This is a genomic window from Streptomyces sp. NPDC001153 (assembly GCF_053598315.1).
In genome coordinates this window covers 60,651-85,486 of record NZ_JBSFJZ010000039.1, presented here as the reverse complement: position 1 = coordinate 85,486, position 24,836 = coordinate 60,651, and the positions used below count along the sequence as shown (strand labels likewise).

Annotated in this window: 23 protein-coding genes and 2 pseudogenes; 16 read left to right on the top strand and 9 right to left on the bottom strand. The window is 72.6% G+C overall.

Features of this window, described 5'->3' with window-relative positions; translation table 11 throughout:
* Positions 1-34: 34 nt before the first annotated feature.
* Positions 35-1,138, bottom strand: coding sequence for a WD40/YVTN/BNR-like repeat-containing protein (locus tag ACWDEN_RS35410; RefSeq protein WP_450861998.1), 1,104 nt, complete (start codon positions 1,136-1,138; stop codon positions 35-37).
* A 207-nt stretch (positions 1,139-1,345) separates the two neighbouring features.
* Here ACWDEN_RS35410 and ACWDEN_RS35405 point away from each other — a divergent pair, with 207 nt between their 5' ends.
* Positions 1,346-1,762: a spore wall synthesis regulator SsgD gene (locus ACWDEN_RS35405; protein ID WP_351603307.1), complete on the top strand. Its 417-nt coding sequence runs from the start codon at positions 1,346-1,348 to the stop codon at positions 1,760-1,762.
* 59 nt (positions 1,763-1,821) lie between these two features.
* Here ACWDEN_RS35405 and ACWDEN_RS35400 read toward each other — a convergent pair whose 3' ends face one another.
* Complete coding sequence (locus tag ACWDEN_RS35400; protein WP_450861996.1) at positions 1,822-2,055, bottom strand: hypothetical protein; 234 nt, start codon at positions 2,053-2,055, stop codon at positions 1,822-1,824.
* A 360-nt stretch (positions 2,056-2,415) separates the two neighbouring features.
* Between ACWDEN_RS35400 and ACWDEN_RS35395 the strand changes: the two genes are divergently transcribed.
* The 3 genes from ACWDEN_RS35395 (at position 2,416) to ACWDEN_RS35385 (ending at position 6,117) form a co-directional block, all read left to right on the top strand.
* On the top strand, positions 2,416-4,041 hold the full coding sequence (locus tag ACWDEN_RS35395) for an ABC-F family ATP-binding cassette domain-containing protein (protein ID WP_450861995.1): 1,626 nt from the start codon (positions 2,416-2,418) through the stop codon (positions 4,039-4,041).
* A gap of 131 nt (positions 4,042-4,172) precedes the next feature.
* Positions 4,173-4,949, top strand: a complete 777-nt coding sequence (gene ddaH, locus ACWDEN_RS35390) for a dimethylargininase (protein WP_351603301.1) — start codon at positions 4,173-4,175, stop codon at positions 4,947-4,949.
* Positions 4,950-5,142: 193 nt separating this feature from the next.
* Positions 5,143-6,117, top strand: coding sequence for an acyl-ACP desaturase (locus ACWDEN_RS35385; protein WP_351603299.1), 975 nt, complete (start codon positions 5,143-5,145; stop codon positions 6,115-6,117).
* A 91-nt stretch (positions 6,118-6,208) separates the two neighbouring features.
* Here the strand turns inward: ACWDEN_RS35385 and ACWDEN_RS35380 are convergent, their stop codons facing one another.
* Entirely contained in the window at positions 6,209-6,454 is a 246-nt protein-coding gene (locus ACWDEN_RS35380) for a WhiB family transcriptional regulator (protein ID WP_055709873.1), read from the bottom strand.
* Between the two features lie 269 nt (positions 6,455-6,723).
* Here ACWDEN_RS35380 and ACWDEN_RS35375 point away from each other — a divergent pair, with 269 nt between their 5' ends.
* Positions 6,724-7,515, top strand: coding sequence for a VOC family protein (locus tag ACWDEN_RS35375; RefSeq protein ID WP_450861992.1), 792 nt, complete (start codon positions 6,724-6,726; stop codon positions 7,513-7,515).
* A 41-nt stretch (positions 7,516-7,556) separates the two neighbouring features.
* Here the strand turns inward: ACWDEN_RS35375 and ACWDEN_RS35370 are convergent, their stop codons facing one another.
* A complete protein-coding gene (locus tag ACWDEN_RS35370; protein WP_351603294.1) occupies positions 7,557-8,669 on the bottom strand; it encodes a LacI family DNA-binding transcriptional regulator in 1,113 nt (370 codons plus the stop codon).
* A gap of 247 nt (positions 8,670-8,916) precedes the next feature.
* Positions 8,917-9,855, bottom strand: a complete 939-nt coding sequence (locus ACWDEN_RS35365; protein WP_351603292.1) for an ornithine cyclodeaminase family protein — start codon at positions 9,853-9,855, stop codon at positions 8,917-8,919.
* A gap of 95 nt (positions 9,856-9,950) precedes the next feature.
* On the opposite strand from ACWDEN_RS35365, the gene ACWDEN_RS35360 reads away from it, so the two are divergent.
* Positions 9,951-12,065 carry a HEAT repeat domain-containing protein gene (locus tag ACWDEN_RS35360; protein WP_450861990.1) on the top strand — a complete coding sequence of 705 codons (2,115 nt, stop codon included), beginning with the start codon at positions 9,951-9,953 and terminating at the stop codon, positions 12,063-12,065.
* A gap of 48 nt (positions 12,066-12,113) precedes the next feature.
* On the opposite strand, the gene ligD is transcribed toward ACWDEN_RS35360, so the two are convergent.
* Entirely contained in the window at positions 12,114-13,133 is a 1,020-nt protein-coding gene (ligD, locus tag ACWDEN_RS35355; protein WP_450861988.1) for a non-homologous end-joining DNA ligase, read from the bottom strand.
* 74 nt (positions 13,134-13,207) lie between these two features.
* Between ligD and ACWDEN_RS35350 the strand changes: the two genes are divergently transcribed.
* Positions 13,208-14,284 (top strand): ATP-dependent DNA ligase, encoded by a 1,077-nt coding sequence (locus tag ACWDEN_RS35350; RefSeq protein ID WP_351603286.1) that lies wholly within the window; start codon positions 13,208-13,210, stop codon positions 14,282-14,284.
* A gap of 8 nt (positions 14,285-14,292) precedes the next feature.
* On the opposite strand, the gene ACWDEN_RS35345 is transcribed toward ACWDEN_RS35350, so the two are convergent.
* Positions 14,293-15,483, bottom strand: coding sequence for a zinc-dependent alcohol dehydrogenase (locus ACWDEN_RS35345; protein WP_351603284.1), 1,191 nt, complete (start codon positions 15,481-15,483; stop codon positions 14,293-14,295).
* 233 nt (positions 15,484-15,716) lie between these two features.
* On the opposite strand from ACWDEN_RS35345, the gene ACWDEN_RS35340 reads away from it, so the two are divergent.
* Positions 15,717-16,712 (top strand): DUF3048 domain-containing protein, encoded by a 996-nt coding sequence (locus tag ACWDEN_RS35340; protein ID WP_450861986.1) that lies wholly within the window; start codon positions 15,717-15,719, stop codon positions 16,710-16,712.
* A 39-nt stretch (positions 16,713-16,751) separates the two neighbouring features.
* On the opposite strand, the gene ACWDEN_RS35335 is transcribed toward ACWDEN_RS35340, so the two are convergent.
* A complete protein-coding gene (locus ACWDEN_RS35335) occupies positions 16,752-17,216 on the bottom strand; it encodes a MarR family winged helix-turn-helix transcriptional regulator (protein WP_450861984.1) in 465 nt (154 codons plus the stop codon).
* Between the two features lie 182 nt (positions 17,217-17,398).
* On the opposite strand from ACWDEN_RS35335, the gene ACWDEN_RS35330 reads away from it, so the two are divergent.
* The 8 genes and pseudogenes from ACWDEN_RS35330 (at position 17,399) to ACWDEN_RS35295 (ending at position 23,702) form a co-directional block, all read left to right on the top strand.
* Positions 17,399-18,154, top strand: coding sequence for a CoA transferase subunit A (locus ACWDEN_RS35330; protein WP_351603278.1), 756 nt, complete (start codon positions 17,399-17,401; stop codon positions 18,152-18,154).
* Positions 18,154-18,798 carry a CoA transferase subunit B gene (locus ACWDEN_RS35325; protein WP_450861982.1) on the top strand — a complete coding sequence of 215 codons (645 nt, stop codon included), beginning with the start codon at positions 18,154-18,156 and terminating at the stop codon, positions 18,796-18,798. Before ACWDEN_RS35330 ends, ACWDEN_RS35325 begins: the two co-directional genes overlap by 1 nt.
* Positions 18,795-18,965: pseudogene (locus ACWDEN_RS35320) on the top strand (3-oxoadipyl-CoA thiolase); the annotation flags it as partial. The gene ACWDEN_RS35325 and the pseudogene ACWDEN_RS35320, both read left to right, overlap by 4 nt.
* Positions 18,966-18,979: 14 nt before the next feature.
* Entirely contained in the window at positions 18,980-19,753 is a 774-nt protein-coding gene (gene pcaH, locus ACWDEN_RS35315; protein ID WP_351603274.1) for a protocatechuate 3,4-dioxygenase subunit beta, read from the top strand.
* A 5-nt stretch (positions 19,754-19,758) separates the two neighbouring features.
* Positions 19,759-20,361, top strand: coding sequence for a protocatechuate 3,4-dioxygenase subunit alpha (gene pcaG / locus ACWDEN_RS35310; RefSeq protein WP_351603272.1), 603 nt, complete (start codon positions 19,759-19,761; stop codon positions 20,359-20,361).
* Positions 20,358-21,698, top strand: a complete 1,341-nt coding sequence (gene pcaB, locus ACWDEN_RS35305) for a 3-carboxy-cis,cis-muconate cycloisomerase (protein WP_450861980.1) — start codon at positions 20,358-20,360, stop codon at positions 21,696-21,698. Before pcaG ends, pcaB begins: the two co-directional genes overlap by 4 nt.
* Entirely contained in the window at positions 21,695-22,846 is a 1,152-nt protein-coding gene (pcaDC, locus tag ACWDEN_RS35300) for a bifunctional 3-oxoadipate enol-lactonase/4-carboxymuconolactone decarboxylase PcaDC (RefSeq protein ID WP_450861978.1), read from the top strand. Before pcaB ends, pcaDC begins: the two co-directional genes overlap by 4 nt.
* Before the next feature lie 64 nt (positions 22,847-22,910).
* Positions 22,911-23,702, top strand: a complete 792-nt coding sequence (locus ACWDEN_RS35295) for an SDR family NAD(P)-dependent oxidoreductase (protein WP_450861976.1) — start codon at positions 22,911-22,913, stop codon at positions 23,700-23,702.
* Positions 23,703-23,717: 15 nt separating this feature from the next.
* Here the strand turns inward: ACWDEN_RS35295 and ACWDEN_RS35290 are convergent.
* Positions 23,718-24,836, bottom strand: a pseudogene (locus ACWDEN_RS35290) (tetratricopeptide repeat protein); the annotation flags it as partial.

Below are 24,836 nucleotides of genomic sequence, written 5' to 3'. Positions count from 1 at the left end.
GTGCGACCCGAGTACCCGGTTCCGGCCGCCCATTTCAGCGTTCCAGCCGCGCGACCCTCCCCTGCTCACCGGCCGCCCAGCAGCTGAGGTCGGGCGTGCAGTCCACGGTGTCGTAGGAGCCGGTGTCGATCGTGCGCCAGGTGCGGCCCGCGTCGGTGGTGAGGTCGGTCCCGGTGGGGCCGACGGCGAGTGCGGCGGTGCGGCTGTGCGGCAGCCAGGCGGCCCCGGAGCGGTAGGCGGGCGGGGGCGTGGCGGCCGGGGTCCAGGTGCGGCCGCCGTCGGCGGTGACCGCGGCGGCCTGTGGCGAGGCCTGGTCGGGGCGGTAGTCGCCGCCGACGGCGAGACCGTGGCCGCGGTCGCGGAAGGCCAGCGCGAAGACGCCCTTGGCGGGGTCTCCGGCCGGCACCGGCGTCTCGGCGGCCGTCCAGGTCAGCCCGCGGTCGGCGGAGTGCAGCACGCGCGCGTGGGCGCCACCGCCGGTGGCCAGCCAGACGTCCTTCGGGCCCGAGGTGACCAGGCACTGACCGCTCGCGGCGAAGCCCGCCTCACCGTCCAGGGCGGGCGGCATGCCCGCGGAGGGCAGCACCCGCCAGGAGCGGCCTCCGTCGCTCGTGGACAGGATGCGGAACCTTCCGTCGACGGGGTCGCTCATCGCGAGGCCGTGCCGGCGGTCGAAGAAGGCCAGGCAGTCGTAGAACGCCTTCGGGTCGGTGTTGCGGAAGGACTCCGTCCAGGTCGCCCCGCCGTCCTCGGTGCGGTACACGCGTGACGCCTCGCCGTCGCCGATGGCCAGCACCACGGCGCGCCGCGCGTCGAACGCCTCGACGTCCCGGAACTGCAGATCGGCCGCGCCCTGCGGAGAGACGTTCCGCCAGTTCGCTCCGCCGTCGGTGGTGCGCAGCACCGTGCCGCCGGTACCGGCCAGCCAGGCGGTGCGCCGGTCGACGGCCGCGAGGCCCCGGAAGCGGACCTGCGGGGTGCCCGGATCCTTCGGCGCCCAGTGGAGACTCCCCTGCCCGAGGGGCCCTGCCTCGGCGGCGGGCACGGTCAGCGCGGCCAACGCCGCCCCGCACGCCACCCCCGCCGCCACCAGCCTGCTCGTACGTCCTCTGCGTCGCGTGCTCCCCAAGCGCCTCATGGCGGGCGAAGCTAGCCCACCGGTCCGACGCCGTCCAGAGGCCAACTGCCCTTCGCCGCAGGCGGAAACGAACGGGCCCGCGCCGTGCATGAACGCGGTGACCGAGGTCACTCGTGATTCCTGTGCACGGATCGGCCGGATCCGTCGTCTCTTCCGGTGCCGGGTGCACACCCGGGCGCAGTCCAGCCGTCACGAGGGAGCAAGGCGTTGTCCACCGTCATCGAGCAGCCCGTAGAGGCCCGTCTCGTCGCCGCCGCACCGCGCATGCCGAGCATTCCCGCCACGCTGCGCTACGACCGAGGCGATCCGTTCGCCGTCGTCATGACCTTCCCGGCCCCGGCCACCCTCGAAGGGGTCGAGGTGTGCTGGACCTTCTCCCGCGAGCTGCTCACGGCCGGGCTGCAGCAGCCCGAGGGGCACGGGGACGTCCGGGTGCGGCCGTACGGCTACGACCGCACCGTGCTGGAGTTCCACGCCCCCGAGGGCACCGCGATCGTGCACGTCCGCTCGGGCGAGATCCGGCGCTTCCTGGAGGCGACCAACGCGCTCGTGCCCGTCGGCCTCGAGCACCTCCAGCTCGACCTGGACCACGACCTGGCCGAACTGATGCGGGACGCCTGCTGAGCGCTCCGCGCGCGTGAGGCCGAGCGCCACGCGCGCGTGAAGCGTGAGCAGGGTGTTCATCACCGTGGTCGTACCCTCCCGCCAGGGCCCCCGTACGTCCCCGCCTCCAGCGCCTCCAACAGCTCCCGGGCGACGCGGCGGACCGGGGCGTGGGCGGCCTGGGCGAGTCCGGCGCCCGTGCCGATCCCGGCGACATCGAGGGCGGCCTGCCCGACGCCCGCGACCAGCTCCTTCACCGTCCCCGGGTCGACGGCCCCGGGGACGAACAGGGTGGCACGGCACTTCCCCGGCACCGCGCAGGAACGTGTCGATCCGCGCGTTGACGAACAACGGCACGCCCACCTCGTGCCGGGCGTCCTCGTTGTGCCAGGCCGGGGCCGTCCGTAATTGCGTTGACAGCCCTCAGGCCCCCTCCTACCGTGTACATCGGTCCTGTTGCCGTCGATTGGAGAAGGACGTTGCTCGTCTGAGGTCCTGAGGCATCGCGTCGCACCGGTTGAGGTGTGTGCGCGGCGTACGACCTCGGCGTCCGAGCCGTCCTCGGGCACAGGCCCTTTTTCGTGGCCTCTTCGTGCCCCACGACCATTCGGTTCCCGCCTCGCGGTGTCTCGACATGCGCCCACCGATCGCACCGAATCCCTCGCGAGGCCCTCATGTCATCTTCCCTCACCTGTACGTCCCTGTCCTTCACCTGGGCCGACGGCACCGCCGTCTTCGACGGCCTCGACATCGCCTTCGGGCCCGGCCGGACCGGTCTCGTAGGCGTGAACGGATCGGGGAAGACAACCCTGTTGAAGCTGCTCGCCGGTGAACTCACCCCGGCCGACGGCACCGTCAAGGTGTCCGGAGAGGTCGGTCACCTCCCGCAGAACGTCACCCTCGACACCACGCTCCGCGTCGACCAGGCCCTCGGCATCGCCGAACGGCGGGCCGCGCTGCACGCCATCGAGGCGGGCGACGTCGCCGACGGGCACTTCGAGACGCTCGGCGACGACTGGGACGTCGAGGAACGCGCCCTCGTCACGCTCGGCGAACTCGGTCTCGGCCACATCGGCCTGGACCGCACGGTCGGCGAGGTCTCCGGTGGCGAGTCGGTGCTGTTGCGGCTGGCCGCGCTGCTGCTGCGCCGCCCCGACGTGCTGCTGCTGGACGAGCCCACCAACAACCTCGACCTGTATGCGCGCCGACGGCTGTACCAGGCCGTCTCCGCATGGCCGGGCGTACTGGTCGTGGTCAGCCACGACCGGGAACTGCTCGACCTGGTCGACCAGATCGCGGAACTGCGCTCCGGGGAGGTCACCTGGTACGGCGGCAACTTCTCGGCATACGAAGAGGCTCTGGCCGTCGAACAGGAGGCGGCGGAGCGGATGGTGCGCGTCGCCGAGGCCGACGTGCGCAAGCAGAAGCGCGAACTGGCCGACGCCCACGTGAAACTGGCCCGGCGCAAGCGGTACGGGCAGAAGATGTGGGACTCCAAGCGCGAGCCGAAGATCGTCATGGGCGCCCGCAAACGCGCCGCCCAGGAGTCGGCGGGCAAGCACCGCATCATGCACGAGGAGCGGCTCGCCGAGGCCCGGGAGCGCCTGGACGAGGCGGTGGAGGCGGTACGGGACGACGACGAGATCCGCGTCGACCTGCCGTACACCGCCGTACCGCCCGGCCGGCAGGTGCTCACCCTGGAGAACCTGGAAACGGCCTTCCACGCGCGCGTGGAGGGCGTCCTCGATCTGCGCGGCCCGGAGCGCATCGCGCTGGTCGGCCGCAACGGCTCCGGCAAGACGACGCTGCTGCGGACCGTCGCAGGGGAGCTGGCACCGGTGGCCGGCGAGGCGCGGGTGCATGTCCCGCTGCGTTTCCTGCCCCAGCGGCTGGACGTGCTGGACGACGCGCTGACGGTCGCCGAGAACGTGGCCCGGTTCGCACCGGACACCACGAACAACCGGATCCGGGCGCGGCTCGCCCGCTTCCTGTTCCGGGGCGCGCGGGCCGACCAGAAGGCGGCCACCCTGTCGGGCGGCGAGCGGTTCCGGGCGGCCCTGGCCGCGCTGATGCTCGCCGAGCCGGCACCCCAGCTGCTGCTGCTCGACGAGCCGACCAACAACCTCGACATGGCGAGCGTGCGGCAGCTGACCTCGGCTCTGGAGTCGTACGAGGGCGCACTGCTCGTGGCCAGCCACGACCTGCCGTTCCTCGAGTCGATCGGCATCACCCGCTGGCTGCTGATGGAGGAGGGAGAGTTGAGGGAGATCGCGCCGGAGGACATCGGCGCCTCGGCCTAGGACCCGACGTCTCAGGAGGGCCACAGCCTGACACCGAGGGTTTTGTGCAGGCCGGAGCGCCCTGCATGATGGCGGACCGGTGCCCTCTCACGGGCACCGGACAACCGCACCATCGATTCGAAAGGTCCCTCGTGCCCAGCAAGAAGGCCCTCGTCCGCCGCCCCAGCCCCCGCCTCGCCGAAGGCCTGGTGACGCACGTCGAGCGGGAGAAGGTCGATGTCGGGCTCGCCGTCGAGCAGTGGGAGGCCTACGTCGAGGCCCTGGGCACGCACGGCTGGGAGACGATCGAGGTCGACCCGGAGGACGACTGCCCGGACTCGGTGTTCGTCGAGGACACCGTCGTCATGTACAAGAACGTGGCGTTGATCACCCGGCCCGGCGCGGAGTCCCGGCGCGCGGAGACCGTCGGTGTGGAGGAGGCGGTGGCCCGCCTGGGCTGCTCGGTGAACTGGATCTGGGAGCCGGGCACGCTGGACGGCGGCGACGTCCTGAAGGTCGGCGACACGGTGTACGTCGGCCGCGGCGGGCGCACCAACGCGGCCGGGGTGCAACAGGTGCGGGCCGCGTTCGAGCCGCTGGGCGCGCGGGTGGTGGCCGTTCCCGTGAGCAAGGTGCTGCACCTGAAGTCCGCGGTGACCGCGCTGCCCGACGGCACGGTGATCGGGCACATACCGAAGGTCGACCGGCCGTCGCTGTTCCCCGGCTTCCTGTCGGTACCGGAGGAGTCCGGCTCGCACGTGGTGCTGCTCGGCGGGCACAAGCTGCTGATGGCGGCGAGCGCGCCGAAGACCGCGGAGCTGCTGACCGATCTCGGCCACGAGGTGGTCACGGTGGACATCAGCGAGTTCGAGAAGCTCGAGGGCTGTGTGACGTGCCTCTCGGTACGGCTCCGGGAGCTGTACGTCTGACCGCCGCGCCCGGAACATGCCCAACACGGCGGGAGGGTCAGTCCGGCCCTACTGATCAGCGATCTTTACAGCGGCCTTAACCTACGGCTTCGTAACCTACGGCTTCGTAGCCTACGATCTCGTAGGTTTCCGGCACCGCTCGCCGGACCGCCCAGTTCGTCTCCCCCGTTGTTCGGCGTCCCCTGGAGTTCTCGTGACGATCACCTCCCCTCACCTCGGCAGCCCGTCCGCATGGACCGACGCGCGGCTGCTGTTCGCGCTGGAGGAAGTGGTCGAGCAGGAACTGAACCGGCATCTGAAGGTCGCCAAGGACTGGATGCCGCACGAGTACGTGCCGTGGAGCGACGCCCGCAACTTCCCCGGCCTGTTCGAGGACGGGGAGGCCTGGGACAAGGAGCAGTCCAAGGTGACCGAGATCGGCCGCATCGCCCTCGTGGTCAACCTGCTCACCGAGGACAACCTGCCGAGCTACCACCACGAGATCGCCACGCTCTTCGGCCGCGACGGCGCCTGGGGCACCTGGGTGCACCGCTGGACGGCCGAGGAGGGGCGGCACGGCATCGTGATGCGCGACTATCTGCTCGCCTCGCGCGCGGTGGACCCCGACAAGCTGGAACAGTTCCGCATGGCGCACATGAGCGAGGGCTTCGAGTCCGACAACCGGCACTCGATGCTGCACTCGATCGCCTACGTCGCCTTCCAGGAGCTGGCCACCCGGATCTCGCACCGCAACACCGGCCACCAGTCGGGCGACCCGGTCTGCGACCGCATGCTGTCCCGCATCGCGACCGACGAGAACCTGCACATGGTCTTCTACCGCAACCTGCTGAAGGCCGCCTTCGAGCTGGCCCCCGACCTGACCATGCAGGCGGTCCGGGACGTCGTGGTGAACTTCCGCATGCCCGGCCACGGCATGCCCGGCTTCGAGCGGGCCGCCGCGCAGATGGCCATCGGCGAGGTCTACAACCTGCGCATCCACCACGACGACGTGCTGCAGCCCGTACTGCGCTTCCTGAAGGTCCTGGACATCGACGGCCTCGGCCCGGAGGGACGCAGGGCGCAGGAGGAACTCGGCCTGTTCATGGGCGGCCTGGACGCGGAGGCCGCCAAGTTCGACGAGAAGCTGGCCGCCCGCAAGGCCCGGATGGCGGCACGGGCCGCAGTCTGACGCACGCCGGTCACTGACCGCGCACTGGTGCCCGACGCTGGCCGGCGCCGCCCGGGAGGACGGCGCACCAGGCGGGCGTCGGCGGACGGCGTCAGTGGGACGTGCGGCGCAGGGCGAGGCGCTCTTTCTCGGACAGTCCGCCCCAGACACCGAAGCGCTCGTCGTTGGCCAGCGCGTAGTCCAGACAGGCCGGGCGCAGCTCGCACATGGCGCAGATGCGCTTCGCCTCGCGTACCGAGCTGCCGGGCTCGGGGAAGAAGAAGTCCGGCCCGGTCTGCGCGCACAGGGCCTGCGCCTGCCAGGTGTCGTCGGCCGGAGTGATTGTTTCGAAGGGCATGACCAGGATCGTGCCGCGCGGCGAAAAACGTTCGATCAACGCCGGGTCAACGCCTCCGGCAGGGCCTCCGGCCACCCTGATGATGGTCTCCCGGACCGCACCGGCGCACGGCGGCGCGCGGGGCGCGGCGAAAACCCGCAGAGCGCGCGCCACCACCCGGGGTGAGCGCGGATCCGCCCGGCGCGTCGCGGCGCTCCGGCGGCGATTGTCAGTGAGGGGTGCCAGACTCTGCAGTGCAGAGGACGGGACCCCTTTCGAGGAGGGCGAAGATGCTCACCACCCGTTTCGTCGACGGCGCCCCGAACTGGCTCGACATCAGCACCCCCGACATCGACGGCGCCGTGTCCTTCTACGGCGGTCTCTTCGGCTGGCAGTTCCAGTCGGCGGGGCCGGACGCGGGAGGCTACGGCTTCTTCCAGCTGGGCGGCAGGACCGTCGCGGGCGGCATGCAGTCCGGCCCCGATCAGGGCCCGCCGGCCTGGACGGTGTACTTCCAGAGCGCGGACGCACAGGCCACCGCCAAGGCGGCCGAACAGCACCACGGCAGCGTGCTGTTCCAGCCGATGGACGTCATGGGCGAGGGACACATGGCGGTCCTCGCCGACCAGGCGCACGTGCCCTTCGGGATCTGGCAGCCGGGTCGGACCAAGGGCGTCGACATGGCGAGCGAGCCGGGCTCGCTGTGCTGGGTCGAGCTGTACACCCCGGACATCGCGGCGGCCGCCGCCTTCTACCACCAGGTGCTGGGCCTCGAGACCTCCGCCGTGCCCTTCCCCGGCGGGACGTACACGTGCGTCAATCCGGCCGACGGCGGGGAGGACGCGATGTTCGGCGGGATCGTGCCCCTGGCCGACGACCCGGCCGAGGCCCCGGGCAGCCCGTACTGGCTGCCGTACTTCGAGGTCGAGGACACCGACGCGGTGGTCGAGAAGGCGCAGCAGCTCGGCGGAGAGGTGCTCGTGCCGGCGACGACCATGGAGGGCGTCGGCCGCATGGCCAGGCTCACCGACCCGTACGGCGCCCGCTTCGCGGTGATCAAGAGCGAGTCGCCTCAGGAGTGATTCCGGTCGGCCGACCGGGCCGGGGCCGCCTCGCGCGGCGGCTAGGCGGACGCCCGTCGTATCAGCGTGGTCGGGAGGATCACGCCGCCGGCGTGCGGCCCGTCCACCGTGGTTCCGGCCCGGTCTCGGTCGTCCGTCCGGTCGCGGCCGTCTGAGAGTCCGCGCAGCAGCAGGCGGGCCATCAGGCGGCCCATTCCCTCGATGTCCTGACGGACCGTCGTCAGCGGTGGGTCGGCCTCCTCGGCGACGGGCAGCATGTCGTCGAAGCCGATGACGGCCACGTCCTCCGGCACCCGCCGGCCGCTCGCGCGCAGCACGCGCAGGGCACCGAGGGCGGTCAGGTCGTTGGCGGCGAACACGGCGTCCACGTCCGGGCAGCGGCCGAGGAGTTCGCGCATGGCGCGTTCGCCGCCGGCCGGGGTGAAGTCGCTCTCCACCACCAGCCGGGGATCGTTCCCGCCCGGCACCTCGCCCATGACGTCCCGGTAGCCGTCGAGCCGGTCCACCGCCGACGTCTGGTCCAGGACGCCGGTGAGATGCGCGATGCGTCTGCGGCCGAGACCCACGAGATGCCGTACGGCGGCGCGTGCCCCGCCCCGGTTGTCGCAGTCGACGTAGACCACGCCCGGGGCTTTCGGCACAGGACGAGCGGGGCCGGCCGCGCGGGCTCCGTCGTCCCAGCCGGGCCGCCCGCCGAACACGGTGGGCACGCCGGCGTCCTGGATGAGGCCGGGCAGCGGGTCGTCGAGGTGCAGGGAGAAGACGAGCGCACCGTCGACATGGCCTCCGGAGAGGTACCGGGCCACGCGCGCGTGATCGTCACGGCCCTCGGTGAGCAGCAGCACCAACTGGTTGTCGTGCGCGGTCAGTTCCTTGCTGATGCCGCGCAGCTGCAGCGCGAAGAAGGGGTCGGCGAAGACCCGGGTCTCGGGCTCGGCGATGACGACCGCCACGGCGTCGTGCCGCTTGGTGACGAGGCTGCGCGCCGCCTGGTTGGGTACGTAACCCAGCTCTGCCACGGCCTGCCGGACCCGCTCGGCCAAGGGTGCGCGCACCCCGTCGCCGCCGTTGACCACCCGGGACACGGTGGCCCGGGACACACCGGCCCGCGCGGCCACGGCCTCCAGCGTGGGACGCGACACTGCCTCGGTCACTGCGGGACTCCTCATCGGCGGCTGCCGGTCAGGATAACCGCGCGGTCCGGGCCCCGCCGGTGCCGCGACGGAGGCATGGCCTTGCCGGGCCCGAGCCGGACGAACGGCTTGCGTCCGGAGCGGCGGGCCCGGCGACGGTCACCGTGCGACGGCCGGATGTGACGACGCCCAGGACGGGGCCTGCACCGAGCGGTGGGTTCTCGGCCGCTTGTGACCCCGGGGCGTCGCCCGGCGCGGGCACCGTGGCTCACTTCAGCAGGTCGATCCTGGTGCCCACGCCCCGGCGTTCCGCCTCCCGCCAGGCGAGCCAGGTGAGGGCGAGATCCTGCCAGGGCAGTCCGACGGGGGCGTACACCGTGCGCTGCCGGGCCGAGGCGCGGCCGGGGTGTGTGCCGCGCAGGACGTCCGTGAGGGTGGCGTCTGCGGTGGTCCGGGCGAGCCCGGGTGCCGCCAACGCGCCCATGCGCGCGGCCAGTTCCCTGTCGTCGACGACGAGGAGCGCGGCATCCAGCAGGTCCGGGGCGAGTTCCCGCTTGCCGGGCTCGTCGGTGCCCAGGCTCGTGAAGTGCTGTCCGGCACGAGTGTCCGCGAGGGCGAGCAGCGGGGCCCGGGACCAGGTCGCGAGCAGGACGGTGTCCGCCGCTTCGGCCACCGCGCCGGCCGAGTCCAGCACGCGTCCGCCGTACCGGGCGGCGAACGCGGCGGCACGGTCGGGGTCGGTGTCGTGCACCACGAGTCGACCGGGCGGGCGCTCGCTCGCCAGGCCGCGCAGCGTCAACTCGGCCTGCGCCCCGGCTCCGATCACGCCGAGCACCTCGTACCCGGCCGGGGCCAGGAGCGCGGTGCCGAGGGCGGCGGCCAGGCCCGTCCGCCAGGCCGTGACGGTCGCCGAGTCCAGCAGGGCGAGCAGTTCGCCGTCCGCGCCGCCGTGCAGGCAGATCACTCCGCGCAGGGCGGGCCGGGCTCCGGGGAACTTGGCGTTGACCTTCACGGTGTACGCCTCGATGCCGGGCAGCAGGCCGGGAATGAGCGCGGTGGCGGTGCCGGGGAACGGCAGGTCGGTACGGACCCGTTGGCCGGGTACGGCGGCGGTGCCGGCCGCGCGGAAGCCTTCGCGGAGGGCGGCGAGACAGGCCGCGGGCTCCAGCACGGCCTCGAGGTCGCTTCGGGTCAGGACACGGGTCATCCCGGCATGATCCCCTGGCGCGGGGCCGTTGTCAGTGCCGTGGTGCATGCTGTGATCAGTGGCGGACGGGCGCCATGCACCAGGGGGAGGACAGTGTGTTCAGGGGGATCGAGGACGTCGACTGGGCGTCTTTGGGACATGCGTACACGGAGTCGGCGACGGATGTGCCGGATCTGCTGTGGGGGCTGGCGTCGGACGACTCGGAGCGCCGTGAGATCGCCCTCGACGGCATGTACGGCGCGGTGCTCCACCAGGGCACGGTGTACGACAGCACGGTGGCGTGCGTGCCGTTCCTCTTCGAACTGGCGGCGAACCGTGCGGTGGCCGGTCGGGGTGCCGTCGTCGGCCTGCTGCACAGCATCGCCGATCCCTTCTCGGACGAGGACCCGGGAGACCCGGAGGACACGGAGTACTGGTCCGGGTTCGACGAGGAGCTGCACGAGGACTGGGAGCGGCACTTCTTCGTCGCCCGGGATCTGATCCGCGTCCGGGCCGGGGATTTCCTGGACCTGTTGGGCGATCCGGATCCCGGGGTGCGTGCGGCGGCGTCCACGGCGCTGGCCCGGTTGCACCCGGACCCGGTACGGGCGTTCGCCGCCCTGCGCGACCGCCTGCCCGCCGAGAGCGACCCGTCGGCAGCACGGTCCGTGGTCGGTGCCCTGGCGACGGCAGCCGTACGGGAGCCGAGCCGGCTGGAGGCCGCCGCAGCGCAGTTGCTGCGATCGGTCCTCTCCGAGACCACGGACCCGGGGCTGCGCATGACGGCCCTCGCCCATCTGGCGCGGTGCGCGCCCGGCGCACTGCCGGAGGACACGGCCCGGACGGCGCTGGACGTGATGCGCGTCTCGCAGGAGGCGGCCCGGGCGGAGGAGCCCCCGAAGGTCCCGGCCCCGCGCACCGACACCATGATCTCCTACCGGCGAGAGCTGAAGGAAGAGCACCGTCGTGCCCTGGGCCTCGAGGAGGCCGACGAGCTCCTGGAGGAGTTGCACACTCAGCTGGGCGACCGCATCGACATCCGCCTCCCGCTCCTCGTCGGCATGCTGGACAGCCCCGACCGCAACCGGCGCTCCCATGCGGTGACGATGGCCGGAATGCTGCTGAGCGGCTGGCGGGTGCCGGACGACGAACCGGTGATGGCGTTGGCCCGGTTGCTGCGCGACGACGAGCTGAGTCTGCAGAAGAGCGTGCTGTCCGAGCTGTGCCACCTCGGGCCGGCCGCCCGGTGTGCCTCCGAGGAGGTCGTGGCGTACATCCAGAGCTGGGACGACCGCCCCCTCGAAGAGGACACCCCCTTCCGGCGCATGGCCCTCGGCATGGCCTATGAGCTGCTGACACTTCAGGGCGACAGCCGGATCGTGCCCGCGCTCGGCCATCTGCTGACGGTGGTGGCGATCCCCGAGCAACTGGTCCGCTGGATCGAGGCGCTGGGCCCGGAGGCGGCAGCCCCGCTGGCCCCGGTGCTCCACGACCGGCTCGCCGCGCTGGACCCCGGCTCCCAGGACGAGGACGCGGACCGGCTCGCCGCCGCCCTGGGCGTGCTGCGGCACACCCCGTCGCTGCCCCTGCTCGCCCGGCTGCTGGACCACGCGGAGTACGGCCGCACGCGGGCAGCCGTGCTGGGTGCCTTCGCCCATTGCGGTCCCGCGGCGGCCGAGGCGCTGCCGGTGGTGCGGCGGATGTGGGAGGACGGCACGCTGCGGGACCAGGACCGCGTCCTCGTCGCCCGGGCGCTGTGGTCGCTGACCGGGGACGCCGAGGCGGTGCTGCCGGTGATCCGGGAGAACCTGCGGTCGGACCACTGGCTGCGGTGGCGGCCGGCGCTGGAGCTGGCCGGTGCGCTCGGCCGCTCCGGTGCCGTACTCGCACCGGACCTGCGCGCCGCGATCGCCGAAGGCCACACCGGGTTCCAGGCCGCCGCCGCCCTGTGGCAGGTCACCGGCGAAACGGAGGAGGCACTTCCCGTCCTGCTCGAACAGTGGCGGACCACTCCGGCACGGCGCCCCGACATGGCCGCGTGCCTGGCCGGGATGGGTCCGGCGGCGGCCCCCGCCCTGCCGCTGATACGCGCGGAACTGTCCTCTCCCCGCCGCCACTCCAACGACCGCCCCCGCCGGGGGAACATCCGCTACGACGTCGCCTCGGACGAGGACCTGCTCGCCGACTGCCGGCGCGTCCTGGCCGCGTGCGGCGAGCGGTCGTCGGGCTGAACGTGCGGCGGCCGTGGTCCGGCCGACACGGTCGTCCGCCGGCTGTCCTCAGGACGTCTGCTCCCGTCGGGCCCGGCTCGGCTGGACGCGTTTGGGTTCGCCGGGCATCTTCGGGTACTCCGGCGGGTACGGCAGATCGCCCAGGCCGTGGTCGTGTTCGTCACGGCGGGCCAGCTCGAGCAGCGCGTCCAGGGAGTAGGCGTGGTCGTCCATGTCGGCGTGTACGTCGCCGAGTTCGGCGAAGCGGGCCGGCATGGTGGCGAGGTCGAAGTCGGCGGGGTGGGCCGCGCCGAGCTCCCCCCAGCGAAGGGGTGCCGAGACGGTGGCGTTCGGGCTTGGGCGTACGGAGTATGCGGAGGCGATGGTGCGGTCGCGGGCCGTCTGGTTGTAGTCCAGGAAAATACGGCTGCCCCGCTCCTCCTTCCACCACTTGATCGTCACCTGCTCGGGCATCCGGCGTTCCATCTCCCGGCCGATGGCGATCGCGGCGCGGCGCACCTGGGTGAAGGTCCAGCGCGGTTCGATCGGGACGAAGACGTGCAGGCCCCGGCCGCCGGAGGTCTTGGGCCAGCCGCCCAGTCCGCCGAACTCGTCCAGGACCGCGCGCAGTTCATGGGCGGCGCGGACCGCGTCGCCGTAGTCGGTGCCGGGCTGCGGGTCGAGGTCGATGCGGAGTTCGTCGGGGCGGTCGACGTCCGTGGCGCGCACCGGCCACGGGTGGAAGGTGAGCGTGCCGTACTGGGCGGCCCAGACGACGGCGGCCTGCTCCGTGGGGCACATCTCGTCGGCGCTGCGGCCGCTCGGGAAGGTGATGTGGGCGGTCGGGATCCAGTCGGGCATGCCCTTCGGGGCCCGCTTCTGGAAGAACCACTCGCCGCCCACGCCGTCGGGGTGGCGTTCCAGGGTGGTGGGGCGGTTGCGCAGCGCGCGCAGGATGCCGGGGCCGACGGCGACGTAGTACTGCGCGAGGTCCAGCTTGGTGAAGCCCCGCTCCGGGAAGAAGACCTTGTCCGGGCTGGACAGCCGTACGGTCCGGCCGTCCACCTCCAGTTCCACCGCAGCACCCATGCGGCCACGGTAGGCGCACCCCGTACAGCGCGCATACCGGGCGGTGCGGGAGGTGTGCGAGCAGAATCGGTTGCATGGATCTGCCCGTCATGCCGCCTGTGAAGCCCATGCTCGCCAAGTCGGTGGCGAAGATCCCGCCGGGGATGCACTACGAGGCGAAGTGGGACGGGTTTCGTTCGATCGTGTTCCGGGACGGCGCGGACGTCGAGTTGGGCAGTCGTACCGGCAAGCCGTTGACCAGGTATTTTCCCGAGCTGGTGGCGGCGCTGAAGGAGCGGGTGCCCGAGCGGTGCGTGCTGGACGGGGAGATCGTGATCGCGCGGGAGGGGCATCTCGACTTCGACGCGCTGACCGAGCGCATCCATCCGGCCGACTCCCGGGTGCGGATGCTGGCGGAGAAGACCCCGGCGTCCTTCGTGGCCTTCGATCTGCTCGCCCTGGACGACGAGTCCCTGCTGGACGTCCCGCTGACCGACCGCCGGGCCCTGCTGGAACGGGCGCTGGCCGACGCCACACCGCCGGTGCACGTGGCGCCCGCGACGACCGACGTGGAGGTGGCGCGGCACTGGTTCGAGCAGTACGAGGGCGCCGGCCTCGACGGAGTCGTCGCCAAGCCGCTCGACCTGCGATACCGGCAGGACGAGCGGGTCATGTTCAAGATCAAGCACGAGCGGACGGCTGATGTCGTCGTGGCCGGGTACCGGTTCCACAAGAGCGGCCCGGTGGTCGGCTCGCTGCTGCTGGGTCTGCACGACGACCGGGGGCGGCTCCAGCACGTGGGGGTGTCGGCCGCCTTCCCCATGAAGAAGCGGGCCGAACTGGTCGAGGAGCTGGAGCCGCTGCGCATGGACGACGTCGCCGGGCACCCGTGGGCGGCCTGGTCGGACGAGGCCGCCCATGAGACGGCCCGGCTGCCGGGCGCGCCGAGCCGCTGGTCCGGCAAGAAGGACCTGTCCTGGGTGCCGCTGCGGCCGGAGCGGGTCGCCGAGGTGGCCTACGACCACATGGAGAACGGGCAGCGCTTCCGGCACACCGCCCGCTTCCGCCGTTGGCGTCCGGACCGTACACCGGAGAGCTGCACCTACGCCCAGCTGGAGGAGCCGGTGCGCTACGACCTGGCGGAGATCCTGGGCGAGAGGGACCGGGACTGACGGCCGGTCTACGGCTTCATGAGGATCTTGATGGCGCCGTCCTGCTTGTGCTGGAACATGTCGTAGGCGTGCGGTGCCTCGGTGAGCGGGAGCCGGTGGGTGGCGAAGTCGTCGACACCGAGGGGGTCCTCGTCCGTCAGATACGGCATGATCCGGTCGGCCCAGCGGCGGACGTTGGCCTGGCCCATGCGCAGCTGGATCTGCTTGTCGAACAGGGTGAGCATCGGCATCGGGTCGGCCATGCCGCCGTACACGCCGCTCAGCGAGAGGGTGCCGCCGCGCCGCACCAGGTCGATCGCCATGTGGAGGGCGCCGAGCCGGTCGACGCTGAAGCGTTCCGCGAGGGGCACGCCGAGTTTGCGGGGCAGCAGCCCGGTGGCCGTCTGCGCGAGCCTGGCGGCGGCGCTGCCGTGGGCCTCGGTGCCGACGGCGTCGATCACGGCGTCCGGCCCCCGGCCCCCGGTCTCGTCGCGGATGGCGTTGACCAGCGCCTTCTCGTCGTCGAAGGCCCTGAGGTCGTATGTCTGGACGCCGTCCCGGTCGGCGCGCGCCAGCCGTTCCGGCACCAGGTCGATACCGAACACGCGCTCCGCGCCCCGTGCCCTGGCGATCCGGCAGGCCATGTCGCCGATCGGGCCGAGGCCGAGGACGGCGAGGGTGCCGCCGGGCGGGACGGCGGCGTACTCGACGGCCTGCCAGGCGGTGGGCAGCACGTCGGAGAGGTAGACGAAGCGGTCGTCCGGCGGGCCCTCGGGCACCTTCATCGGCCCGAACTGCGCCTGCGGCACCCGCAGGTACTCGGCCTGGGCGCCGGGCACGGCCCCGTACAGGCGGGTGTAGCCGAACAGGGCGGCGCCCATTCCCTCGCCGGTGACCTGGGTCGTCTCGCACTGGGTCGGCAGCCCGGTCAGGCACATCCAGCAGTTGCCGCAGGCGATCTGGAACGGCACCACGACCCGGTCCCCGGCCTTGAGGTCCGGCACGCCGGGGCCGACCTCCTCGACGATGCCCATCGGCTCGTGCCCGAGGATGTCCCCCGGTGTCATGAACGGGGTGAGCACCTCGTACAGATGCAGGTCCGAGCCGCACAGTCCGGTGGACGTGATGCGGATGACGGCGTCGGTGGGCTCTTCGATCCGCGGGTCGGGGACGTCCTCGACCCGGACGTCCCGCCTGCCCTGCCAGGTGACTGCCTTCATGGGGTCGCGCTCCCTCGGTCGCGTGGGCGATTCGCGGTGGCGCCCGGGTACCCGCGCCCACCAGCACCGAATCCCTCGCTGGGGCCCGGCCTGCCACCCTCCTCCCCCCGCCAGGGTCGTTTCCGGAGCCCGAACGGCCCACGCACCGCGCATGACCGTAAGCGTTCGGGTATGGCCAGCGATGACCCTATGAACGCACAATCGGACAAATGAACGGGGTGGCCACAGTGGGCATGAGATCCAGAGCGCACAGGCGACGCGGGACGGTGACGGCGGCCGCGCTGGCGGTCTCACTGACCGCGTCCCTCACGGCCGGCTGCACCCATCACGGCCGGGACGACGACCGCTCCCCGCAGCACACCCCGGCACCCACGGCACCGTCGGCCCCGACACCCAAGCCCTCGGACACGGCGGCCGGTTCACCACTCGCCGTGAAGATCGACAACGTGCCCGCGGCCCGCCCCCAGACCGGGCTCGACGCGGCGGACGTGGTGTACGCCGAGCAGGTGGAGGGCGGTCTGAGCCGGCTGATGGCGCTGTACGCGACCAGGCTCCCGCAGGCCGTCGGACCGGTGCGCAGCGCCCGCGAATCCGATCTGGAGCTGCTCGGCCAGTTCCACCGGCCGACGCTGGCCTTCTCCGGCGCCCAGCACAAGCTGCTCCCGCTGATCGACAGGGCGCCGCTGCGGCCGGAGTCCCCCGACCAGGCCCCCGCCGCCTACTACCGGGGCACCACCAAGGCCGCCCCGCACAACCTCTTTCTGCGCCCCGCCAAGCTGCTGCCGTCCGCCCCGGGCAAGGCCGCGCTGACGACCGGCTTCAGCTACGGCCCGGCCCCGTCCGGCGGCACCCCCACGGCCACACGCACCGTCCGCTACCCGGCCGCCCGCTTCACCTTCACCTGGTCCGCCGGGCGGCACCGCTGGCTGCTCGCGACGGACGGCACGCCCACGGTGACGGCGGACGGCGCGCAGGTGGCACCGGCGACGGTCGTCGTGCAGTACGTGAAGATCCGGACCTCCCGTTATCACGACCGGCTCGGCAACCACACGCCCTACACCGAGACGGTCGGCTCGGGAAAGGCACAGGTGCTGCGCGACGGCCGGTCCTTCGACGCCTCCTGGTCACGGCCGAGCGCGGCGGACGGTACGACGTTCACCGCGGCGGACGGCGGCCGGATGGACTTCGCCGACGGCCAGGTGTGGGTCGTGTTCGCACCGGCGCCGTGAACGCCCGCACCAACCCGGTCGACGCCCGTACCGGCCCGGTCAGCCCCGCGCGGCCAGCTGTTCGGCCGGGTTGCGCAGGCCCTCCGCCGCGTCCGTGACCCGGCGGATCAGGTCGAACAACACGGTCTGCTCCTCGGCGGACAGCGGCGCCAGGAAGACCTGGTTCATCCGGGCGGTGCGCACGGTCAGCTTGCGGTGGGTGCGCCGGCCCTCGTCGGTCAGGCGGAGCAGGAAGCGCCGGCCGTCCTCCGGGTCGCGCACCTTGGTCAGCAACTCCCGGCGGCCGAGCCGGCTGATGACCTCGGCGATGGTCGAGCGGTCCAGGCCCACCCGCTCCCCCACGGTCCGCTGGTCGAGGCCCGGCTCGGCGACGAGCGCGTTCATGACCGCGAACTGCGGCGAGGTGATCTCCTCGGAGACCATCGTGTTCCACAGCAGGTAGTGCGCCTGCTGCAGCCGCCGGGCCAGGTGCCCGGGATGGGTGGTGAGGTCCACCGCGGCCATGTGCGCTCCCTGATCATTTCGTTGGTGCACTGAACAATACCCGGCGACCGGACCACCTGTCTCCCGCCCGGTAGTGCAGCTGACCCGTATCTTGACGGACATCGCCTCCGGTGGCAGCGTGTGGCACACCTCGCTGAAATACTCAGTGCGCTGATTAATAGCGAAGAGATGAGGCTTCACGGATGGACAAGGTGGTCGCCACGGCTCTGGAGGCGGTGGCCGATGTACCGGACGGCGCGTCCCTCGCGGTCGGCGGGTTCGGGCTGAGCGGTGTGCCGAACGTGCTGATCCAGGCGTTGTACGAGCGCGGGGTAGGCGGTCTCTCGGTCGTCTCCAACAACTGCGGGGCGATGGAGTCCGGTCTCGCGGTACTGCTGGCCGCAGGGCGGATCGGCCGGGTGACCGGCTCCTACATCGGCGGCAACAAGGAGTTCGCCCGCCAGTACCTGGGCGGTGAGCTGGAGCTGGAGCTGATTCCGCAGGGCACCCTCGCCGAGCGGCTGCGCGCGGGCGGGGCCGGCATCCCCGCCTTCTACACCCCGGCCGGGGTCGGTACCCAGGTCGCCGAGGGCGGACTGCCCTGGCGCTACGACGGCGAGGGCGGGGTCGCGCTGGCCTCGCCGCCCAAGGAGGTGCGGGAGTTCGACGGCGCGGCGTACGTCCTGGAGCGCGCCATCCGCACCGACTTCGCGCTGGTCAGGGCCGCGAAGGGCGACCGGCACGGAAACCTGGTCTTCAACAGGTCCTCCCGCAACTTCAACCCCCTCGCGGCCATGGCGGGGAAGGTCGCCATCGCCGAGGTGGAGGAGCTGGTCGAGCCAGGCGAGATCGAGCCGGACGCCGTGCACCTGCCGGGCGTCTTCGTGCAGCGGGTCGTGGCCCTGACCCCGGAGCAGGCGGCGGACAAGAGGATCGAGCGGCGGACGGTGAGCAGCTGATGGCCTGGACACGCGAGGAGGTCGCCGCGCGGGCGGCGCGGGAGCTGCGCGACGGCCAGTACGTCAATCTCGGCATCGGTCTGCCGACGCTGATCCCGAACCACCTCCCCCCGGGCGTCGAGGTCGTCCTGGAGTCGGAGAACGGCATTCTGGGCACGGGCCCGTACCCGACCGACGACCAGGTCGACCCGGATCTGATCAACGCGGGCAAGGAGACCGTGACGGTCCTGCCGGGCGCCTCCTTCTTCGACTCGGCGCTGTCCTTCGCGATGATCCGCGGCGGGCACATCGACGTGGCCGTGCTCGGCGCGATGCAGGTCTCCGCCCGGGGCGACCTGGCCAACTGGGCCGTGCCGGGCAAGCTGGTCACCGGGATCGGCGGCGCGATGGACCTGGTGCACGGCGCCCGTCAGGTGATCGTGGTGATGACCCACACCGCGAAGGACGGCTCCCCGAAGATCCTCAAGGAGTGCACGCTGCCACTCACCGGCAAGTCCTGTGTGAACCGAGTCATCACCGACCTCGCGGTGTTGGACGTCACCGAGCAGGGCCTGGCCCTCGTGGAGACCGCGCCCGGTGTGACCGTTGAGGACGTCGTCGCCCGGACCGACGCCGAACTCACCATCGCGGACAACCTGTTGTGAACGCCGTCAACAGCCTCGCTTCGGTTTACCTCGTCGAGGCCGTCCGCACGCCCATCGGCCGCTACAACGGCGCCCTGACCTCCGTACGCCCGGACGACCGCGCCGCCCACACGATCCGGGCGGTCCTCGGCCGGCCACCGGAGCTGGACCGGTCCTCGAACTCTGACCCCTTGGACGCCCCATGACTCTCAGCCAAGCCGACATCGACCTCGAAATCGCCGCCGAGCACGCCGCGTACGAGAAACGCGTCGCCGACGGCGCCCCCGTAGAACACCACCCGCGCCGCGCCTACGCGCCCTACCGCTCCTCCGTGCTCCGCCACCCCAAGCAGCCCCTGGTCGCCATCGACACCGCCCAGGACCCGGAACTGGTGGAACTGCACTCCCCCGCCTTCGGGGAGCGCGACATCACCGAGACCGACAACGACCTCACCCGGCACCACCGGGGCGAGCCGATCGGTGAGCGGATCACTGTCTCCGGGCGGCTGCTGGACCGGGCCGGACGCCCCGTGCGCGGCCAGCTCGTCGAGATCTGGCAGGCCAACTCGGCCGGCCGCTACGCCCACCGGCGCGAACAGCACGACGCCCCGCTCGACCCGAACTTCACCGGCGTCGGCCGCACCCTCACCGACGGCGAGGGCCGCTACCACTTCACCACCATCCAGCCCGGCCCCTACCCCTGGCGCAACCACGTGGGCGCCTGGCGCCCGGCCCACATCCACTTCTCGGTGTTCGGCACGGCGTTCGCCCAGCGGCTGGTGACACAGATGTACTTCCCGAACGACCCGCTGTTCCCGTACGACCCGATCCTGCAGTCGGTGACGGACGACGCGGCCCGGCAGCGGCTGGTCGCCACCTACGACCACAGCCTGTCGGTGCCGGAGTTCTCGCTCGGCTACCACTGGGACATCGTGCTGGACGGCCCGGCCGCCACCTGGATCGAGGAAGGGCGCTGACCGCCATGACGAAGATCGACACGAGCCGCCCGGAGCAGGTGCTGCCCACCCCGTCCCACACGGTCGGCCCCTTCTACGGCTATGCCCTGCCCTTCCGTGGCGGCGAGGAGATCGCCCCGCTCGGCCACCCGGATGCGATCACCGTGCACGGCCACGTCCTCGACGGCGCGGGCAGGCCGCTGCCGGACGCGCTCGTCGAGTTGTGGGGACCGCACCCCGACGGAACGGTGCCGCGGGTGGACGGCTCCATCCGGCGCGACCCGGCCACCGGCGGTCATCTGGGCCGTAACGGCGTGGAGTTCACCGGCTGGGGGCGCATCCAGACCGACGCGAACGGCCACTGGTACGCGCGCACGCTGCGTCCCGGCGCACGCGGCGGCAACGCGCCCTGCCTGAGCGTCTGCGTCTTCGCGCGTGGCCTGCTCGTGCACCTGTTCACCCGGATCTACCTGCCGGGCGACGAGGCCGCGCTCGCCGCCGACCCGCTGCTCACCCGGGTGGGCGACCGGCGCGACACGCTGATCGCCGCCGAGGAGGGCCCGGGGACCTACCGTTTCGACATCCGCCTTCAGGGCGAAGGCGAGACGGTCTTCCTGGAGTTCCAGTGACATCTGCGTCCCCTCCCTACGCCGACACCGGCCTGCTCGCACCCGGACGGGGTCTGTCGGGCGCCGCGTCCGAGACCAGTGACCACGCCTATCTGCGGGCGCTGCTCGACGCCGAGGCCGCGCTGACCCGGGCGCAGGCCGCGCTGGGACTCGCCCCGGCCGAGGCAGCGGCGGCGGTGACCGAGGCGGCGGTGCCGGAGCGGTTCGGCATCCGTGACCTGGCCGAGCGGGCCCAGGCCGGCGGCAACCCGGTCATCCCGCTGGTCGCCGACCTGACCAGGGAGGTCGGCGGGCAGTACGGCTCCTGTGTCCACCGGGGCGCCACCAGCCAGGACATCATGGACACGGCGACGATGCTGGTCGCCGTGCGCACCCTCGGCCCGGTCCTGGCCGACCTGGGCCGCACCGAGCGGGCGCTGGCCGGGCTCGCCGCCGAGCACCGGGACACGGCGATGCCGGGACGGACGCTCACCCAGCACGCGGTACCGACCACGTTCGGGCTGAAGGCGGCCGGCTGGCGCTCGCTGGTCCTGGACGCAACGGACCGCGTCACCCGGGTGCGGGACTCGCTCCCCGCCCAACTCGGCGGCGCGGCCGGTACCTTGGCGGCCTTCGAGGCGTACGGCGCCCTGGACGCCACCGCGCTGACGGCGGCCTACGCCCGCGAGGTAGGCCTTGCCGTACCGGCCTTGCCCTGGCACACGCTGCGCACGCCGATCGCCGACCTGGCGGGATGTCTGGCCTTCACGGCAGGTGCCCTGGGCAAGCTCGCCGTGGACGTGCTGACGCTGTCGCGCACCGAGATCGGCGAGGTGAGCGAGGGCAGCGGCGGCGGCTCGTCGGCCATGCCGCACAAGGCCAATCCGGTGCGTTCCACGCTCGTTCTGGCCGCCGCCCGGCGTGCCCCCCAGCTCGCGGCCACGCTGTACGGCTCCGTCGCCGCCGAGGACGAGCGGCCGTCCGGCGCCTGGCATGCCGAGTGGGAGCCGCTGCGCGACCTGCTCCGGCTGGTGGGCGGCTCGGCAGCCCACGCGGCCGAGCTGGCGGAGGGGCTGCGCGTGCACCCCGCCGCAATGCGCCGGAACCTCGGCCTCACGCGGGGCCTGATCGTGTCCGAGCGGCTGTCCGCCGCCCTCAGCCCCGTTCTCGGTCGTGCGCGCGCCAAGGAGCTGCTGACCGAACTGGCCCGCCGCGCCCACACCGAGAACCGCTCACTACGTGAACTCCTCGAAGAACAGGAGGAGTTGATGTCCATCGACCTGGACGATCTCTGCGCCCCCGCCCACTACACCGGCTACGCCGGAACTCTCACCGACCGTGCCCTGGAGCGACGTTGACCGAGCAACTCCTCAACCACCTGGCTGAAGGCCCGGCCTCGGCGCCCCCGCTGCTGCTGGGGCCCTCGCTCGGCACCTCGTACGCCCTGTGGGACGAGGTCGCGCCCGAGCTGTCGGCCGCCCACCGCGTGGTGCGCTGGGACCTCCCCGGCCACGGCGGGTCGGCGCCGGAGCTCATCGGGCCGGGGACGACCGTCGGCGACCTCGCCGCGCTGGTGCTGGCCCTCGCCGACGCGCTCGGCATCGACCGGTTCGCCTACGCGGGCGTCTCCCTCGGCGGCGCCGTCGGCCTCCACCTGGCCGTGCACCATCCCGAACGGCTGGCCTCCCTGGCCGTGCTGTGCTCCTCCGCCCACTTCGGCGACGGCACGGCCTGGCGGGAGCGGGCGCAGCGGGTGCGCCGCGAGGGCTTGGAGTGGCTGGTGGAGAGCGCCGACGCGCGCTGGTTCACTCCGGGCTTCACGGTCCCGAGGCTCCTCCAGGACCACCGGGCGGCCGATCGGGAGGCGTACGCCGCCTGCTGCGACGCGCTCGCCGCGTTCGACCTGCGCGACCGGCTCGGCGACATCGCCGTACCGACACTCCTGGTGGCGGGCCGGCAGGACCCCGCGACGCCGCCCGCGCATCTGCGCGAGATCGCCGACGCGGTGCCCGGCTCGACGCTGGTGGAGCTGCCGGGCGCCTCCCATCTGGCGCCCGCGCAGGTCCCGCGGGCCGTGCTGACGGCGCTGCGCACCCACCTCGACGGGCCGCCGCAGAGCGGCATGGCGGTGCGCCGGGAAGTGCTTGGCGATGCGCACGTGGACCGGGCGCAGGCCCGGCAGAGCCCGTTCAGCGCCCGGTTCCAGGACTTCATCTCCCGGTATGCCTGGGGCGAGATCTGGACGGATCCGACGCTGTCCCGGCGCGAGCGCAGCATGATCACACTGACCGCGCTGGTCGCCCACGGTCACCACGACGAGCTGGCGATGCACGTCCGGGCGGCGCGCCGCAACGGGCTGACGCCTCAGGAGATCGCCGCGGTGCTGCTGCAGACCGCCGTGTACTGCGGGGTGCCGGCCGCCAACTCCGCGTTCGCGACCGCCCAGCGCGTCCTCGCCGAGGAGGACGACGGGGAGGACGACGGGGAGGGCCAGGGGCGAGGGTGATCCTGCCGGTCGTAGCTTCGACAGCACCTCCCTCGCGGCGCCGGACCGTGCCTAGGGTGGAAGCATGTCCACCATTCTGATCACCGGCGCCACCTCCGGACTCGGCCGGTACGTGGCCTTCGAACTGGTCCGCTCCGGCCATGTCGTCCTCGCCCACGGCCGCGACCGGGACCGCACCGCGCACCTGGTGGCGGAGCTGCGCGCCGAGGGCGAGGCCGAGGGCTTCGTCGCCGACCTGGCCCGCCTCTGCGAGGTGCGGGAGCTGGGCGCCCGGGTCGCCGAGGCGCATCCGGGCCTCGACGTGCTGATCAACAACGCGGGGGCGGGCGGCGGCACACCCGGCTCCGGGCGGGAGCTGAGCGCCGACGGGCACGAGCTGCGGCTCGCCGTGAACTATCTCGCGCCCGTCGTCCTCACCCGGTCCCTGCTGCCGGTGCTGCGGGCCAACGCGCCGGCCCGGATCGTGAACGTCGGCTCGGCCGGCCAGGAACCCCTCGACTTCACCGACCCGGAACTCACCCGCGACTACAGCGGGATGTCGGCGTACTGCCGCAGCAAGTTCGCCCTCGCCGCGCACACCTTCACACTCGCCGAGGAACTCACCGGCAGCGGGGTGTCGGTGAACGTCCTGCACCCCGCCACCTTCATGGACACGGCGATGGTCCGCGAGAGCGACATCACCCCGTGGAACTCGGTCGCCGACGGTGCTCCGGGCGTACTGGCCCTGGCCACGCAGGAGTTGGGCAGCGGCGGCTACTTCGACGGCACCCGGCGGGCCCGGGCCCACGAGAAGACGTACGACCCGGAGGTACGCAAGCGTCTGGCGGCGGTCACGGAGCAGTTGCTCACGGTGTGAGGCTGCCGAAGGGCGCTACCGCAACCCCCGTCCCGACTCCAGCACCTCCCTCGCCTGGGCCACGAGTCCTTCCGCGCCGCAGGCCCGGGCGAGGTCCAGACCCCGGTTCAGTTCCGCGACGGAGCGGGCGCCGATGCCGTACTCGACGCGGGCCGCCGCGTGTTCGTACTGGCAGGGTGAGGCTTCCAGGTAGGTGACGGCCTGGGCGGCGAGCTGCACCGCACGCCCGCCCGTCTCCAGGGCGGCGGCGCAGCGCAGGGCCTCGCCGATGGCGGTGTCCGTGCCGAAGCGTTCGGCCTGCCGGCGGGCGTCGGCGGCGAGCTGAGCGGCGCGTGCCGGGTCCTGGTCGGCGAGGGCCTTGGCGAGGTCGATGGACCAGGGCGAGAGGACCGGGTTGTGTCCGCCGCGCGAGGCGGCGATCTTCTCGGCGGCCTCCAGTTCGTGGACGCCCTCCTCGCTGCGGCCGACGGCGAGCAGCAGCCGGCCGCGGACGCAGCGGATGTCGGGCAGCACGATCGTGGAAGGGTAGGGCGGCGCGAAGCCGTACTGCTCGGCGATCGACCAGGCCTCGTCGACGCGGCCGCGGGCCAGCAGGGTGTCGACCAGTCCGCAGGTCGCCGACCAGTACAGCGGCAGGCGGCGGCCGACGCGTTCGGCGAGGACGAGGGCCTCGCGCAGGGTGGACTCGGCGTCGCGCAGCCGGCCCTGCCTGCGGTAGGCCAGCCCGAGGAAGGCGTTGGCCAGGGAGAGGTGACCGCCGCGCCAGCCGGCCCCGGTGTAGACGCGCAGGGCCTCGGCGAACAGGCTCTCGGCGCGGTCGAGCCGGTCGGCGTAGGCGTACGCGCTGCCGAGCATCATCAGCAGTTCGATGCCCCACTCGGGGTCGGTCCAGCCGAGGCCGGGGGCGAGGCGGCCGTTGACGAGGGCGCGGTCGCACAGTTCGAGCACCTCGTCGGCGCTCTCGCCGTGGGTCATGGCGTCGAAGCCGCGCAGGATGAGCAGGGCCCGTTCGGCGTTGTCGCGGCCGGTACAGGTGCTGCGAGTCCGGCTAGGCGCCGGGAGCGGGCCGGGGAGACGGTCTCGCCGTGGATGCCCTCCCACATGAACTGCACGGCCTGCAGCCGCATCTTCACG

Bases quoted from the DNA above. Each gene is read 5' to 3' on its own strand.
- ACWDEN_RS35410 (WP_450861998.1), bottom strand. From the start codon at position 1,138: ATGAGGCGCTTGGGGAGCACGCGACGCAGAGGACGTACGAGCAGGCTG.
- ACWDEN_RS35395 (WP_450861995.1), top strand. From the start codon at position 2,416: ATGTCATCTTCCCTCACCTGTACGTCCCTGTCCTTCACCTGGGCCGAC.
- ACWDEN_RS35380 (WP_055709873.1), bottom strand. From the start codon at position 6,454: ATGCCCTTCGAAACAATCACTCCGGCCGACGACACCTGGCAGGCGCAG.
- ACWDEN_RS35375 (WP_450861992.1), top strand. From the start codon at position 6,724: ATGCTCACCACCCGTTTCGTCGACGGCGCCCCGAACTGGCTCGACATC.
- ACWDEN_RS35365 (WP_351603292.1), bottom strand. From the start codon at position 9,855: ATGACCCGTGTCCTGACCCGAAGCGACCTCGAGGCCGTGCTGGAGCCC.
- ligD (WP_450861988.1), bottom strand. From the start codon at position 13,133: ATGGGTGCTGCGGTGGAACTGGAGGTGGACGGCCGGACCGTACGGCTG.
- ACWDEN_RS35350 (WP_351603286.1), top strand. From the start codon at position 13,208: ATGGATCTGCCCGTCATGCCGCCTGTGAAGCCCATGCTCGCCAAGTCG.
- ACWDEN_RS35345 (WP_351603284.1), bottom strand. From the start codon at position 15,483: ATGAAGGCAGTCACCTGGCAGGGCAGGCGGGACGTCCGGGTCGAGGAC.
- ACWDEN_RS35340 (WP_450861986.1), top strand. From the start codon at position 15,717: ATGAGATCCAGAGCGCACAGGCGACGCGGGACGGTGACGGCGGCCGCG.
- ACWDEN_RS35335 (WP_450861984.1), bottom strand. From the start codon at position 17,216: ATGGCCGCGGTGGACCTCACCACCCATCCCGGGCACCTGGCCCGGCGG.
- ACWDEN_RS35330 (WP_351603278.1), top strand. From the start codon at position 17,399: ATGGACAAGGTGGTCGCCACGGCTCTGGAGGCGGTGGCCGATGTACCG.
- ACWDEN_RS35325 (WP_450861982.1), top strand. From the start codon at position 18,154: ATGGCCTGGACACGCGAGGAGGTCGCCGCGCGGGCGGCGCGGGAGCTG.
- pcaH (WP_351603274.1), top strand. From the start codon at position 18,980: ATGACTCTCAGCCAAGCCGACATCGACCTCGAAATCGCCGCCGAGCAC.
- pcaG (WP_351603272.1), top strand. From the start codon at position 19,759: ATGACGAAGATCGACACGAGCCGCCCGGAGCAGGTGCTGCCCACCCCG.
- ACWDEN_RS35295 (WP_450861976.1), top strand. From the start codon at position 22,911: ATGTCCACCATTCTGATCACCGGCGCCACCTCCGGACTCGGCCGGTAC.